This window comes from Butyrivibrio sp. XPD2002 (assembly GCF_000423945.1).
GTDB lineage: Bacteria > Bacillota > Clostridia > Lachnospirales > Lachnospiraceae > Butyrivibrio.
The window spans coordinates 86,129-100,814 of record NZ_AUIY01000001.1 but is presented as its reverse complement, the minus strand read 5'-3'; the positions used below and the strand labels follow the sequence as shown (position 1 = coordinate 100,814).

The 14,686-nt window shown below is 41.3% G+C and carries 12 protein-coding genes; 1 reads left to right on the top strand and 11 read right to left on the bottom strand.

Translation table 11 applies throughout. The annotated features are described in order from the left end of the window. Positions 1-55: 55 nt before the first annotated feature. From G587_RS0100390 to G587_RS0100340, 11 genes are all read right to left on the bottom strand, one after another. A complete protein-coding gene (locus tag G587_RS0100390; protein ID WP_026490605.1) occupies positions 56-1,015 on the bottom strand; it encodes an ROK family protein in 960 nt (319 codons plus the stop codon). A gap of 13 nt (positions 1,016-1,028) precedes the next feature. Further along, a complete protein-coding gene (locus G587_RS0100385) occupies positions 1,029-4,148 on the bottom strand; it encodes an EAL domain-containing protein (RefSeq protein ID WP_026490604.1) in 3,120 nt (1,039 codons plus the stop codon). Between the two features lie 195 nt (positions 4,149-4,343). After that, positions 4,344-4,994, bottom strand: coding sequence for a fructose-6-phosphate aldolase (fsa, locus tag G587_RS0100380; protein WP_026490603.1), 651 nt, complete (start codon positions 4,992-4,994; stop codon positions 4,344-4,346). Positions 4,995-5,148: 154 nt separating this feature from the next. Beyond that, a complete protein-coding gene (rnhA, locus tag G587_RS0100375) occupies positions 5,149-5,637 on the bottom strand; it encodes a ribonuclease HI (protein ID WP_026490602.1) in 489 nt (162 codons plus the stop codon). After that, positions 5,634-7,325, bottom strand: coding sequence for a MutS-related protein (locus tag G587_RS0100370; protein ID WP_026490601.1), 1,692 nt, complete (start codon positions 7,323-7,325; stop codon positions 5,634-5,636). Before G587_RS0100370 ends, rnhA begins: the two co-directional genes overlap by 4 nt. A 19-nt stretch (positions 7,326-7,344) precedes the next feature. Then, on the bottom strand, positions 7,345-8,652 hold the full coding sequence (locus tag G587_RS0100365) for an amidohydrolase family protein (protein WP_026490600.1): 1,308 nt from the start codon (positions 8,650-8,652) through the stop codon (positions 7,345-7,347). 26 nt (positions 8,653-8,678) lie between these two features. Beyond that, positions 8,679-9,503 (bottom strand): purine-nucleoside phosphorylase, encoded by an 825-nt coding sequence (locus tag G587_RS0100360; RefSeq protein ID WP_026490599.1) that lies wholly within the window; start codon positions 9,501-9,503, stop codon positions 8,679-8,681. A gap of 2 nt (positions 9,504-9,505) precedes the next feature. Continuing rightward, the gene (locus G587_RS20750) at positions 9,506-11,461 is read right to left on the bottom strand and encodes a serine hydrolase domain-containing protein (RefSeq protein ID WP_051200451.1); all 1,956 of its coding nucleotides are present in this window, start codon (positions 11,459-11,461) and stop codon (positions 9,506-9,508) included. Continuing rightward, positions 11,442-13,370, bottom strand: a complete 1,929-nt coding sequence (locus tag G587_RS0100350; RefSeq protein WP_026490598.1) for a heavy metal translocating P-type ATPase — start codon at positions 13,368-13,370, stop codon at positions 11,442-11,444. The genes G587_RS20750 and G587_RS0100350 overlap by 20 nt, the downstream gene beginning before the upstream one ends. 43 nt (positions 13,371-13,413) lie before the next feature. Continuing rightward, a complete protein-coding gene (locus tag G587_RS0100345; protein WP_026490597.1) occupies positions 13,414-13,629 on the bottom strand; it encodes a cation transporter in 216 nt (71 codons plus the stop codon). A 27-nt stretch (positions 13,630-13,656) separates the two neighbouring features. Then, entirely contained in the window at positions 13,657-13,974 is a 318-nt protein-coding gene (locus tag G587_RS0100340) for an ArsR/SmtB family transcription factor (RefSeq protein ID WP_196812482.1), read from the bottom strand. A gap of 112 nt (positions 13,975-14,086) precedes the next feature. On the opposite strand from G587_RS0100340, the gene G587_RS0100335 reads away from it, so the two are divergent. Beyond that, the gene (locus G587_RS0100335; protein WP_026490595.1) at positions 14,087-14,668 is read left to right on the top strand and encodes a hypothetical protein; all 582 of its coding nucleotides are present in this window, start codon (positions 14,087-14,089) and stop codon (positions 14,666-14,668) included. Positions 14,669-14,686: the final 18 nt, after the last annotated feature.

Genomic DNA, 14,686 nt, shown 5'->3' with positions numbered 1-14,686 from the left:
AGCTAATATATCATCGTAAAAATACTTGTAAATTCACGATTTTTTAAATTCCGTATCACATATCCTCAATCATGGCAAGGGCTCCGTAGATATTGGAGTCATCTCCGAGGGCTGCCTTCTTAAGTTCAACGGTTTTTCTGATGGAAGGCATGCAGTATCTGTCTACCTCTGCAAGTATCTTCTCCATGAAAAGATCGCCGACCGCTTCCATAACGCCGCCGCCATAAACAACAATGTCAGGACTTATGGTATTTATCATGTTACCTGTAGCAATTGCAAGATAGTGGCAGGCTCTGTCAACAGCCTCAAGAGTTACTGTATCTTTTGCAGCAAGAGCCTTCTTTAGGTTCTTACTCTTAAATACGCCGTTTTCAATAGATTCAGCCAGCATATTCTTGCGGCCTCTTGCTGTCTGCTGAAGGATATACGCGCTCATGCCCTTCTTACTTGAGAAGGCTTCAAGACATCCTCTCTGTCCGCATCCGCAAAGCGGTCCCTCGGGATCAAGGATCATGTGTCCGTATTCAGCTGCTTTATACTTATTACCGGTGAACATCTTGCCATCAAGTATGAGGCCGCCGCCCATTCCGGTTCCTACAAAGAAGCCAACAACGTTCTTATAGCCCTTTGCAACTCCGTATTTCCACTCACCGAGAACACCTACATTTACATCATTTCCGATGTAGAAGGGAATGTCGAACTTCTTTTCAATAGAGGACTTTATATCATAATCAGTCCAGGGAAGATTCGGAGAAGTAAGAATGATTCCCGAGCCCTGGTCTATAACTCCGGGTGCTCCCGCAGCTATCGCCTTGATTTCCTTCTTTTTGATACCCGACTCGTCGATCATATCCTGCACAACGCTGATTATCATCTTTTCAACATTGGCAGTGTCATCACCTGCTTCCTTAGTCTTTTTCTTAAGTCTGTAAACTATATCCTTTTTTTCGTCAAAAATTGCCCCAAGAATCTTTGTTCCACCAATATCAAGACAGATATTATACTTTCCAGACATCTTCTTACCTCCGCTAGCCTTCGTACTTTGAATAGTTGTTCTTTCCGTTTTCTTTCACATAGTATAATGCTTTATCTGCGTTTCTATATAATTCATTATACGCTTTTCCGTCTTCCGGGTATACAGCATATCCCACAGACATTGTGAATTTTACTTCTTCCCCATTGTAATCAACTATCTTATTATCTTCGGAAAACTGTTTAAGCAGCCTGTCCACTTCTTCTGTCGAGTGATTCCTTATTACTACCAGGAACTCATCTCCACCGATTCTTGAAGGATAGCAGTCATCTCCAAGATTTTCCTGCATTCTTCTGGCTGCGTCCTTTAGTACCATATCGCCGCAGTCATGTCCATAGTCGTCATTTATATGCTTGAAGTAGTCAAGGTCAAGAAGTATGAGCGCAAGGCTCTTCGTCTCCTCATCCTTAACAAAGGCATCAAACATTCTTCCGATAGTCATTCTGTTAAAGAGACCTGTGAGGGTATCTCTTTCAGCAAGGAATCTTATTCTTTCATTGGTTCTCGTAAACTGATCGATATCATATTTAAGAATATAAATATGAATATTATTATCCTGTCTTGTCTTCCTCATGCGATAGCAGAAATTCTGATATCTTGGCATATCATTGGCACCAGTCATCTCAAGGCAGACAATATGATCAGAGGTTGTTCCGTCATTGTACGCTTTAAGGAGTCTTTCATCATCAAAAAACTCAACCATTTTCTCTCTGTCCTCGGCAACAACCTGGGCATTTAGCATGCTTATCATAACTTCCTTAAACGGAAGCTCAATATATCCGGTCTCACCAAAATCAGATATCAGACCGCTCTGTCCAAGATGCATATACACCGTCTTCTTCGTACTGAGATTAGCCTCAAGATAGAAGGTGTTCCTGATGAACTGCTCAAAAGAACCATATCCAAGGGTATGCGTAAAGGCATCACTTGCAAGAAGCAGGAATGTAGGATCACTTGGCATGTCATAGTACTCTGATCCGCTCTGACTTATGTCAGGAAGCTTTCTCATGCGCTCCGCATCAATACTTCTTGCGCACATGATAAACATCTTATTGCCCTCAGAGACAATAGGAATGATCAGATACATGAGCCAGTTGTAATCGCCCTCTGCATCTATAGTTCTGAAGTAGTCAGTCAGATGGTCAAAGCTGTATTCCTCGATACGGTCATTAATTGTTGTAAGATCATAGAAATCAAGGAATGCTTCTCTGTCCTCGTTATAGATAGCCTCATCTGCGAAGGCCTTAATAGCCCTGGAATATGTACCCTTACCCATCTTGTGGGTGTACTTGGCATTATTCTCATATACGGTCTCAAAGGTATCCATATCGATATTTACAATATCAACACGGTTGTAGATCATATACAGGAACTTGATATGGGAATTGAGCTGAACTGCTCTTGCTCCCGGATCATCGTCCGTCATGGTCTCTGCAATCGCAAGAATCGCAGTCTTACCAATTTCCTTATTGGTGGTTATCTGCCTCAGCATTAGTCTGTTATAGCCTCTGCTGGTAACAAATTCCATCGCATGGATTTCATCATTATCCACACACTGTTGTGCAAGGAGCTTAATGTTTTTAGCAAGAGAATGCCTTGGTGAGTCAAGCAGATCATTGATAAATCTGATATCGCCAATAAACAGCGGCTCAAATATATTATTAAAGTCCCTGCTGTACATAAGTACTTTGAAGTTTTTCTTGTTATCAAGCTCAAGTATTGCAAGAGGAAGCTGATTAAGGAAAATCGACTCCTCCTCATCAATATGCTTTTCTTCAATAGGAGTCTGTGAAAGGATATTTATATTACCAATTTCCTTATAAAAATGTCTCTCCGCTTCAGTCTCATACTCGAAGGGATATCCGCCGGGTGGATAATACCATAGCGGCACTGCCTCACTATAGAGATGTCCCTGAGTCATCTCACAGCCTGCCTGCTTTAGGAACTCAAGAATTTCCTCATCCTCAACACTACCCATCATTGTACGTATGCCAAGCTCCTTGACCAGGTTGATGACATTTTTCATCATAAGTCTTGGTGTCTTGTCATAGTTATAGCCCTCAAGGAAGCTGCTGTTTATCTTAACAGCATCAAAGGCCATATCATTCAATATATGAAGTGATGAATATTCACTTCCAAAATCATCAAAAATAATAGTAAAGCCGGCTTCCTTAAAGCGCTTCAGCTCGCGCATTATGCCCTTTCTGTCCATGGTGATCTCTGCTTCACTTATCTCTATCTGAATAAGATTTCTGGACAGCTTATATTTCTTTATCTCACCCTCAAGGAGACTTAGCATATCGCAAAGCTCAAAGTCCATTCTTGTAAGGTTAATGGAAACAGGAACAGGATCAAGCCCTGTTGTCTCCTTAATTTTACTCTGATCCTCGCAGACCTTTTTAATAACAAAGGAATCAAGCAGATATATCTTCTTTGAATTTTCAAGGACAGGTACAAAATCTTTGGGCATCAGAACTCCATATTCAGGGTTGTTCCATCTTGCAAGAGCCTCATGACCACATACCTTACCTGAATATGTATGGAAAATAGGCTGATAATATACCTCGATCTCGCCGTTTTCAAGAGCAGTTTCCAGGTGATGCACAACATAATGCTGCATCAGAATACTGTTATCAACATGCTCCTTATCATATATAGTTATTCCCTCTCCCTTGGACTCACCGTTGTAGCAGGCAATATTAGCATCCAGTATTATTTCCTCTGCATTCCTATCATAGGGATCAATGGGATAAATACCGGCATGCAGCTCCATATTGGTATGAATATAGACTTCATCAAAATCCTTACGGATTCTTGTAATGAAGGTATCAACATCCTCAATATCAGTGATAACCGCAAAGGTAGAATCCTCCAATTTGCAGGCAATATCAACCGGGAAGGCATCTCTTATCTTATTTGATACAAACATGATAACCTGATAGCCTTCATCAAAGCCGTACTTCATGTAATACTGCATGAAATTATTTACAGCAAAATATACACAGCAAAAAGAAGCAGAGAAATCACCTTTTTCTGCTTTTTCATTAACCAAGCTAATAAATTCTTCTTTGGAATAAAGAACCCTGGATGGTCCTCTCTCTTCACTTTCTGCCATAAATAACCAGCCTTAATTTAGATTTAATGCCTCAATTAATGTTAGCAAAACGGACGCTGTAAAACTATTAATCATATATAAAAAATTATTAAAAAAAAGAAGCACCACAAAAGTGCTTCTCTTAGGAAGTTCTGCTCTCGTTTCGCTCGCCAGAACACGTTCAAACTAGGCCAGGCAATACCTCGCCAGGTTTTCTCAGCCAAAAACTGCCTTATAATCCTTCTGGAACTTCTCAATTCCGGCAGTTGTAAGAGGATGATTAACCATCTGAGCGATAACGCCATAAGGTACTGTAGCAATGTGTGCACCTGCAAGTGCGCAATCTGTAACGTGCATAGGATGACGAACAGATGCAGCGATGATCTCTGTATCGATACCGTGAAGGTCAAATATCTGTGCAACCTCAGAAATAAGGTCTGTTCCTCTTGTGCTGATATCATCAAGTCTTCCGAGGAAAGGACTAACAAATGCAGCGCCTGCTCTTGCTGCAAGAAGAGCCTGGTTAGCTGTGAAGATAAGAGTCATGTTGATCTTGATACCCTCAGCTGCAAGTGTGTGGCAAGCCTTAAGTCCCTCTTCTGTCATAGGAATCTTAACTACCATGTTCTTGTGGATCTTAGCAATCTCGCGGCCCTCTTTGATCATGCCTTCAGCATCAACTGTTGTAGCCTTAACCTCGCCACTTATAGGACCATCTACGATAGAAGCGATCTCTGCAACAACCTGATTAAAATCTCTGCCCTCTTTTGCGATAAGAGAAGGGTTTGTTGTAACACCGCAGATAACGCCCATGTCATTTGCTTTTTTAATGTCTTCAACGTTAGCAGTATCCAAGAAGAATTTCATAATACACTCCATTCCGCTTAAAATTTATTTAAGCTTTTTCTAAACTATTTTTCACACTATTAAAATAATATCATATTTTAGGGAGTATTTTCAATTCATATCATGCTAACTTTTTGACAAAAATTGCCTTTTACGGTAATTAGTTCATTTTACGCTATCTAAGATCTCCGCCATCATCATGGAGAAGCTCATCAGAAGGGCTATCGGCAGCAGTCGTTGCAAGACTGTCGCACCTCTCGTTTTCCGGATGTCCGTCATGTCCCTTAACCCAGTGCCAGGTGACCTGATGTCTTCCTGCAGCTTCAAGAAGTCTCTTCCAGAGCTCAACATTTTTAACAGGCTTTCCGTCAGACTTTTTCCAGTTTTTCTTAAGCCAGCCGTTTATCCAGTTTTCATTAAAAGCACTAATTACATACTTGGAGTCTGAATAGAGATCCACTACGCAGGGTCTGTTTAAGGCTTCAAGCCCCATTATCGCTCCCATAAGCTCCATTCTGTTATTTGTTGTCTTATCGTACCCAGCACTTAATTCCTTTTCATGGAGCTCACCCTTTGAATCAACAAACTGTATAACGGTTCCGTATCCGCCCGGTCCATCCGGGTTTCCTCTTGCTGATCCGTCTGAATATATTGTCACATTCATAAATTCCAAATTCCTTTATCTTCAAATCTTGCAGCCATTTTCTCGGCCTCATCAACTATGCTCTCGTTGTAGCCAATTGTCCTTAAAAGACTGATGGCATTTCTTTTGGTGGCAGGACCATCCTTAAGAAGGTAATCGAAAAGGACATCTCCTTCCTTCATCTCGCCCTCAAAATGATGAACATCATAAAGCTCTCCTAAAATTTCGGACAGCTCACCATCATGTGTTGCCGCAAAGCACATCATACCGCCTTTGTTACCTGCGAAGTACTCCAGAATTTTTGAGGAAGCTGCTATACGCTCAACCGTATTGGTTCCGCGTAAAACCTCATCTATAAATGAGAGCACCGGCGCATTGAAGAAGCCTGCCGCATCAAGGATACGCTTAAGAGATTTTATCTCCACCATGTAATAGCTGTCTCCAAGCTTAAGGTCATCCTTAAGTGCCATGGAGGTATAAACTCTGTAAAGCGGAGCCCTGTATTCCTTACATAGGCAGGTATGGATTGACTGTGCAAAAACGCTGTTTATCGCACACATCTTAAGAAATGTAGATTTACCTGATGCGTTTGAACCGGTTATAAGAAATCCTCTTTTTGCGGTAAATGAATTGGCAACAGGCTCATCCATAAGAGGATGTCTTCCCTCAGCAATAACATAATCAGAATTCCTTGAGAACTCCGGGATACAGTATCCATTCTTCAAGGAAGCTCTGTAATAATCTATAGACACACAGGCATCAATGTAGCCTATAAGCGTTGTTAATCCATATACGCTTTCTATTTCATTCTTTAGCTTTCTAAGCATTGAATGATATTTTACAAGATCAAGATGTGTCGCCATTCTCACATAATCAAGAATCACATCAAAGGGATTTGAGGAGCCGGTAGCTCTTCCGGCAGACATGAGAATCCAGGAGCCTCTTTTAAAGCCCTTTAGGTTATTCTCATATTCAGCTATCTTTTTAATCTCATCCCCGAAAGCCTCTGACTTAATGCCCTTCAGCTCGCCTGCACCTCTTATAAGTCTTAGAACGTATGAAAAGGTGGCTAGATACGGGTCGATAGATGCTTTGATCTTAAAGTATGCCATCATGTTTACACAAAGAAGCAATGTAAACAGGCAAAAGCCCATTGTGAAATTATACGTTGCCATCACAACAATTGAAAATACATACAGAAAAAGAATAACCATTTCCAGGCCGGTATAGCCTGTCTTTGCATTATCAAGAAGCTTCAGATATTCCCAGATTGAATACCTGCCCATCCTTCCAACCTTGTGGAGGCTTTCCTTAAGGAGTATCCGCTCATCAGCATTATCTTTAAGAACCCCAAGGCTCTTTTCCATTTTTGAAAAGGCATCTTCATTTTCTATTTCCGGGCACCTCAGCATATAGTAAAGGTACTCCTCACCCGAGGATGTCTCACAATAGTTAATCCTGTCGTAAACCTCATCCATCATAAGGTCATTCCAGGTTATATCATCAATGAAAAAATCCTTTTTGTTAGCGTTATAAAAACCGCTTAAACTGTCTCTTTCCTTCTTTATACAAGACGAAGGCGCAGAACCATATTCGTCTGCGCACTTCTTTCTAAAGCGTCTGCCTTCATCTCTTGAATTTTTTACCCCCAGAAGAAATATTATAAGGATAAATGCTCCTATAATACCCAAAATCATCCCAGCTGTCATACACTCTCCTCGATAATATTTATAGTTCTTTACTTATTCTCTGCTTGATTTCTTCTGCCTTTGCGTAGATCTCATCAGGGCTTACACCGATATTATAATTACCGTTCTCGTATCTGATAATTCCACCGATCATTGTAAGAATTACATTTGAGGTGTCACCACTATAGACAATGTTCTTGGCGATATTGTTAACAGGCTGCATATTAGGCTTGTGCAGATCAATCATGATAATGTCAGCAAGCTTGCCCTGCTCAAGAGCATCTGCGTTATTATGTCCCATTGCTCTTGCGCCGTTAACTGTAGCCATCTTAAGAACTTCCATAGCATCAATACATGCGGCATCATTTTCACGAAGCTTACCAAGTCCTGTTACAAGGAACATCTCTCTGAACATGCTAAGAGCATTGTTACTTGCAGGTCCGTCAGTACCAATCGCTACAGGAATTCCTCTCTTTAAGTAATCGTTAATAGGAGCAATTCCGCTTGCAAGCTTTGTATTTGAACCGGGATTTGTTACAACATAGAGTCCGCGCTTTTTCAGGATATCCATGTCCTTCTCATCAGTATGAACAAGGTGATATCCGCCTCCGCCGTAATCAAACATCTGAAGACTGTCAAGGAACTCCACAGGGCTCATCCCATATCTTTCCCTGCATCCTGCAACCTCACCTGCAGTTTCTGAAATGTGAGTAAATACAGGTGCCTTGTACTTATGTGAGAGCTCTGCTATTTTCTCAAGAAGCTCCTTAGAGCAGGTATATTCTGCATGAAAGCCAATGAAATATGAGTTGTACTCATCCCTTCCATTCAGAGTGTTATACATCTCCTCAACCAGCTCAGGTGACTGGCTGAAATTATTCACGGCGCTGACCTGAGCACATCTCATACCTGCATCTCTGCAGGCATCAGCTATTGACTGAGGTGTAAGATACATATCAAAAATGGATGTAATACCACCATCCAAATACTCAAGTATTGCAAGCTTTGTAAGGTGATAAATATCCTCTGCAGTAAGCTTGGCCTCTACAGGGAAAATCTGCTTATTAAGCCAGTCTGCAAGCGGCAGGTCATCAGCCTTTGACCTAAGCAGCGTCATACCGGAATGAGTATGCGCATTTTTAAAGCCGGGCATAAGAAGATTACCTTTACAGTCTATCTCTCTGTCAAACACCAGCATTGTGTTGGGATTTTCCTTGTAGTAGTTCTCTATCTGTTCATTGGTATCGCAGAAGATTATCTTATTCCCGCTTACCCAAAGCTCACCCTCGAAGATATCCTGTCCATCTTTCATTGTAAGTATTTTTGCATTGTAAAATCTGATTCTCATCCCGTTTTCCTTCTCCATGGTCTTAATTAAAATTTCTTAACGCACTCGGTTACAAGCTTCTCAAAAAGAGGTCCGGTTTTGTCTGCAGCCTTCTGCACATCTTCATGAGAAAGGGGTTCATTTAACATACCTGCAGCGAGGTTACTTATACATGAAATACCACATACTCTCATTCCCATATGTCTTGCGGCGATGGCTTCTACAACCGTGCTCATGCCGACAGCATCAGCTCCGAGAGTTCTGAGCATGCGTATCTCGGCAGGAGACTCAAAGGAAGGCCCTGTCAGCTGAGCGTAGATACCCTGCTTGAGCGGAATCTTGTTTTTAAGTGCTGTCTCAAGAATGATCTCACGAAGCTCCTTATCATATACACAGCTCATATCCGGGAATCTTGTTCCAAACTCTTCGATATTAGGTCCGATAAGAGGGTTTCTTACAAACACTGAAATATGATCGTTAATGAGCATAAGGTCACCACAATCAAATGTGTAGTTTATGCCACCGGCAGCATTTGTAAGGAAAAGAATCTCTGCGCCAAGTCTGCTCATAACTCTTGCAGGAAGAACCACGTCACTTATATCGTAGCCTTCATAAAAGTGAACTCTGCCCTTCATGCAAACTACCGGAACTTTTCCTACATAACCAAAGATGAATTTTCCTGCATGTCCGGGAACTGTTGAAACAGGGAAGCCCGGAATATCTGAATAGGAAATCTCACACTTAACATCTATCTGCTCTGCATAGTTGCCAAGTCCTGAGCCAAGAGTAATGGCAACTCTGGGCTGAAAATCAGTAACCTTTCTGATTGCTTCTACGCAGCTGTTAACTTTTTCAAAAATCTCATTTGCCATATTTAATCATCCTCCATAATTGCATCATCTTCATCTGAGATAAGATAAGCCTCCTCCGGAAGCTCATCTATATTATCATACCCCAGACTGCCGTCTTTGTCATGTATTCTGCCATGCAGTTTAGGTCTTACAGCAACAGTGATGGCCATCATCAGCGCATCTATCGCTCCAAAATCGGAAAGCCTGTTTAAAACAAAACCGCTCATTCCCTTTCCCAGCTCTAAATGTCCGAACTGGTTAAGTATTCTCATGAGCATTCCGCTTCCCGGAACCTCGTCGAATCTAATACCAATATTTTCCGGAACATCTGTTTTTTCCAGGGTGAATCCGGTATTATGCTCCAGCGGCTCTCTTTTCCCAAAGTATATGTTCATAACTCTGCAGGTAGAATCTTCGAGCAGATAGAATTCGTTTCTAAGTACAGGTCTTCCGTATTCATCTATAGAAAACTCTGACACAGTTGAAATCGCATATATCTCACCATGCTCATCTATCTCTGTAACTGCCCTGAAGCCGTCAAAGCCGCACTTTATCTCATGAACAGTTTCGCCCTCTGTGATAAGAAGGAAAAACGAACCGGTTCTTTCATCCAGTTTAAAGCCGACTGATTTAATTCCATCGGTGTGATTATTGTGTAAAATCTGTAGCAGTATCGGCATAAAGCCAACACCCTTATCATCCATGTCATAGGTTACGCCATCAATGCACTTCATAAGATGATATCTGAATTTAGGGCTCATGCCACAGGTATTTCTTTTCTTCTTTTTATTCCAGCCTCCGCCTGCAATAACAGTTCTGCATTCAGGTATGTCCTCAGCCATCCTTATAAATTCTCCAAGGCTGCTTTGCTTACATCTTACCTCCTGTGTAACAGGTATAGGTGCATCCTGAACCTCAAGCTCTGACATCAGCCTGTGAACTGTCTGAGACATATTGCCCTTCTGGAACAGATCCTCATTTCCCGCATTTGTAACTACCATCATGTTTACATCAGGGAATATGTATACATTCTGTCCGAGCATTCCATTAAAGGTGTAAGCACCAAGTCTCGAGCTGCTGGTCCATAGCTGGAAGCCATAACCGGGAGCTGTCACTTCACCGGTTGCCATGTGCGCCTGTGTTGCTTCCTCAACCCACTCTTCAGGAAGAATCCGCTTTCCATCATACATGCCCTTATTCAGATACAGCTGACCAAGCTTAGCCATATCCTCTGCTCTAAGGTACATTCCCCAGCCACCCTTATTTATATTCTGGGGGCAGCTCTCCCAATATACCCTCTTTATTCCAAGAGGCTCGAAAATTCTTGGCTTTAGATAATCAAACATGCTCTCGCCTGTAACTTCCGTCACTATTGCCGAGAGCATGTATGAATTCATTGAATTATACTCAAAGGCTGTTCCCGGCGTGAACTTCGTCTGTGATTCAAGGAACTGTTTTCTCCAGTCATTGACAAGGACTGATCCCGATTCATTAAACTCGACACCGCTACTCATTGTAAGGAGGTGTCTGACTGTAAGTCCCTTGGAAAAGAAGATCTGCAGAGGGCCTTTCTTTCCGAATATATCTTCAATTTTGTCGTCTAATTTAATTTTTCCTTCGTAAACAAGAAGACCTATAGCCATTCCTGTTACACTTTTGCACATGGAATGGGTAACATGCCAGTAATCCATATCAAAGGGCTTAAAGGCACATTCACCAATTACATATCCGTTCCTCACTACCATGATCTTATGCATATGGCAGCTGTTGTTGTTATATAAAGTCCTAAATAGCTTTTCAATAAAGGCGCTGTCTACGCCCTGCTCCTCCGGTGTGGATCTTGGAAGAGTTGTCTCTCCTTCTGCACTCTTAGGGAATGCAATCTTCTGAGGAGTGTAAGTAACCTTGCAGACATCACCGCTCTTATGACTGATAATTCTCATTAAATACTGGATAAGTTCAAGCTCTGACTTTGCCATTCATGTCCTCTTTCGTCCATTTCATGGCCCTCATGGAATTAAGAATTGCTATTACAGCTACGCCAACATCTCCGAAAACTGCCATCCACATGGTAGCAAATCCAATTGCGCCAAGAAACAGTATCAATATTTTCACGAAAAGAGCAAAGACTATGTTTTCTTTTACTATTCTCAGTGTCTTCCTGGCGATCTGAATTACTGCGGAAATCTTGCTGATGTCATCATCCATAAGGACAATATCCGCAGCTTCAATAGCAGCATCGGAACCCATACTTCCCATGGCAATTCCCACATCGGCTCTCATCAAAACAGGAGCATCGTTAACACCGTCACCGACAAATGCAACCTTGCCGCTATTATTATCTTCAAGAAGCTTCTCTACTCTTTCCACCTTATCAGCGGGCAGCAGCTGTGCATAAACCTGATCTATTCCAACCTTATCCGCTACAGCCTTAGCAGTATCCTCGTTATCTCCGGTCAGCATTACGACCTTTGAAACTCCGGCTCTTTTAGCCAGTGAAATAGACTCTGCTGCACCTTCTTTTATTGTATCAGATATTATGATTGTTCCAAGAAAAAGTTTTCCCTTTGCCACATAAATAATGGTTCCGGGCTTATCGGATTCACTAAATTCTATGTTATTGTCTCTAAGAAGCTTTGCATTACCGACATAGATGGTCTCATTCTGAAAGCTTGCTGTAATGCCGTGCCCGGGAACTTCCCTGATGTCTGAAAGCACAGTATTATCGTCTCCAAGGCTCTCGTTATTTTTTTTATGCATCTCCTCGTGATATTCCATCACGGATCTTGCTATAGGATGAGTTGAAAACTTCTCAGCTCCTGCAGCAATGCATATTATCTCTTCCTTTGTAACGTTTTCATTTGCAGGAAGAATCTCTGTTACCTTAAACTCTCCCTTTGTTATGGTTCCTGTCTTATCAAGAACGAGTGTGCTTGCTTCGGCAATTGCTTCAAGATAATTACTTCCCTTAACAAGAATACCCATTTTGGAGCTTGCTCCGATTCCTCCAAAGAATCCAAGAGGAACGGATATAACCAGTGCACAGGGACATGAAACTATAAGGAAAATACATGCTCTTTTTACTGAATCAGAAAGAGGCATCATACCAAGGAGCGGCGGAATAACCGCAAGTAAAACAGCGCCGATTGTAACAACAGGTGTGTAGTACTTCGCAAACCTTGTTATAAAATTTTCCATCCTTGATTTCTTGTTGCTTGCATTTTCAACAAGCTCAAGAATCTTGGAAACTGTTGAATCCTCGTAGTTCTTGGTAGTGCGGATCTTAAGAACGCTGTCCTTATTAACGCAGCCACTAATTACTTCGCTTCCCTCAGAAGCTCTTCTTGGAACAGACTCTCCTGTAATCGCTGATGTATCAACGAAGGAATCTCCCTCAGTTACGATACCGTCGATCGGAATCTTTTCACCGGGCTTGATAAGCAGCATTGTTCCAATCTGAACATCCTCAGGATCTGTCTCCTCGATATCGCCATTATCTTGAATCACATTGGCATATTCAGGAGCAATACTCATAAGCTCAGTTATGGATGCCCTTGATTTACCAACAGCGTAGCTCTGGAAAAGCTCGCCTATCTGATAGAACAGCATAACTGCCAGTGCTTCTGAATACTCACCAATTGCAAAGGCTCCAAAGGTCGCAATCATCATAAGGAAATTCTCATCAAATACCTGGCCATGAGATATATTGATAAAGGCCTTCCTTAAAACATCGTATCCTATCACAAGATAGGGAATAAGATATATAACAAAAACTGCCGGCCAGGGAAGCTTATCTAAAAGGCCCGTATGCTCTGCAACCAAAAGAGCTGCAAAAGCAATCAGTACTGCTATTATTCTGTTTCTGGTTTTCTTCATTTTCTTAGTCATAATGTCTGCCTCGTAATGCTGTTCTTAACTATTTATATAAAATTTAGATCTCAATCTCACAATCAGGTTCAACCTTCTTGCAGGCCTTAACTGCAGCATCAAGAATCTCTGTATATCTCTCATCATCAGCCTCAAGTGTAAGCTTCTGAGTCATGAAATTAACTCTTGCATTCTTAACACCATCGATCTTGTTAATAGCTTCTTCCATCTTTGCTGCACAGTTAGCGCAATCAACTTCACATTTGTAGGTCTTTTTCATAGTTTTTTCCTCTTTTCTTTTAATTATTTATTTTTCTTCTATATGCTCACGTCCCATGGAAATTATGGTTCTTACGTGATCATCAGCCAGGTAATAATACATCTGCTTCCCTTCACGTCTGCTCTTCACAAGCTGATTCACCTTCAGGATCTTAAGCTGGTGAGATACTGCAGACTGTGTCATTCCAAGAGTCTCAGCAAGATCATTTACGCAAAACTCAGATGCAAATAGCGCAAACAATATTCTGATTCTGGTGGAATCACCGAAGACCTTAAAAAGCTCTGCAAGGTCATACATCTCTTCCTCATCCGGAAGCTCATCCAGTTTGCATGAAAGTTTGGTCATCTGATCAGTTCTCCTTTTCATAATTACATATGAGCATTTGTTCATATGTTGATTTAAATATAAACCCGAAAAATGATTATGTCAATACAAAAATATGGGCTAAAATAAAAGTATGGAGAATGTGGAATATAAGTATTTAACTGAAAAAGCAAGAAAAATATTAGAAACCGGGAAGGGCTATCGCGATAACACTCTCTTCCCTTCAATAAATGCGCTTACGACCAGTAAGTATGATCCAACAAGCGTTGTTTCAACTGAGATAATGTACTGTGGAAAATATGAAATATGCGACTTTTTAATAAATCACTATTCTGCTCTTTTATCCAGAAGTGATTACAGACTGCTTACTAATCTTGTATATGAAATAAAAACTACAGGCTTTCCCATCATTGATCTTGAAAAAAGCGAGCAGCTAAAACGTGTTGTAAAAAAGCTTACTCCGGATTTAAATCACTGCCTTTGGTTATGCTCTTCTCCTGATGATATCTACAATCATTACGTCAAAGATTATATCCCGAAAGCAGACAAGATCCAGCCGGGCTACGCTGCCTCCTGCCCGGATTTTGATATCAAAGCTTCTATGACTCTTGAAGAATACAAAACAGAGTATGTCTCGGAAGTTATTATTCCTTCCGAGAATGTATTATTATGCGATATGGGCACCGCCGGAGCCCTTATTGCATTCTGTAAATAACACATAAATATCAGATTG

Bases quoted from the DNA above. Each gene is read 5' to 3' on its own strand.
- G587_RS0100370 (WP_026490601.1), bottom strand. From the start codon at position 7,325: ATGACAGCTGGGATGATTTTGGGTATTATAGGAGCATTTATCCTTATA.
- G587_RS0100360 (WP_026490599.1), bottom strand. From the start codon at position 9,503: ATGGCAAATGAGATTTTTGAAAAAGTTAACAGCTGCGTAGAAGCAATC.
- G587_RS0100385 (WP_026490604.1), bottom strand. From the start codon at position 4,148: ATGGCAGAAAGTGAAGAGAGAGGACCATCCAGGGTTCTTTATTCCAAA.
- G587_RS20750 (WP_051200451.1), bottom strand. From the start codon at position 11,461: ATGGCAAAGTCAGAGCTTGAACTTATCCAGTATTTAATGAGAATTATC.
- G587_RS0100335 (WP_026490595.1), top strand. From the start codon at position 14,087: ATGGAGAATGTGGAATATAAGTATTTAACTGAAAAAGCAAGAAAAATA.
- G587_RS0100350 (WP_026490598.1), bottom strand. From the start codon at position 13,370: ATGACTAAGAAAATGAAGAAAACCAGAAACAGAATAATAGCAGTACTG.
- G587_RS0100340 (WP_196812482.1), bottom strand. From the start codon at position 13,974: ATGACCAAACTTTCATGCAAACTGGATGAGCTTCCGGATGAGGAAGAG.
- G587_RS0100345 (WP_026490597.1), bottom strand. From the start codon at position 13,629: ATGAAAAAGACCTACAAATGTGAAGTTGATTGCGCTAACTGTGCAGCA.
- fsa (WP_026490603.1), bottom strand. From the start codon at position 4,994: ATGAAATTCTTCTTGGATACTGCTAACGTTGAAGACATTAAAAAAGCA.
- G587_RS0100390 (WP_026490605.1), bottom strand. From the start codon at position 1,015: ATGTCTGGAAAGTATAATATCTGTCTTGATATTGGTGGAACAAAGATT.
- rnhA (WP_026490602.1), bottom strand. From the start codon at position 5,637: ATGAATGTGACAATATATTCAGACGGATCAGCAAGAGGAAACCCGGAT.
- G587_RS0100365 (WP_026490600.1), bottom strand. From the start codon at position 8,652: ATGAGAATCAGATTTTACAATGCAAAAATACTTACAATGAAAGATGGA.